We start from the raw sequence: 235 nt of genomic DNA on the forward strand, positions 1-235 counted from the left end.
TGCCGCTCTGGTCGACGGTGAAGGTGCCGTACTGGCCCTTGCCGTCGTTGCTGACGGTCCAGGTGTGGGTGTCGCTGGTGTCGACGTCGCTGACGTCGAGCTTGCCGCTGGCGCTGGTGGCGCCGTCCTCGGTCACGGCGCCATCGGTCTTGCCGCTCAGTTCGGGCTTGTCGTTGGTGCCGTCGATGGTGACGGTGACGGTGCTCTTGGTGCCGTCGGCGGTGGTGACGGTGAA

Annotated in this window: 1 protein-coding gene; it reads right to left on the reverse strand. The window is 67.2% G+C overall.

Annotated elements, in window-relative coordinates:
* On the reverse strand, positions 1-235 hold a 235-nt coding region (locus AC6LKG_RS26655), incomplete at both ends, for a VCBS domain-containing protein (protein WP_498170022.1).

Source organism: Achromobacter sp. 46006, assembly GCF_059761975.1.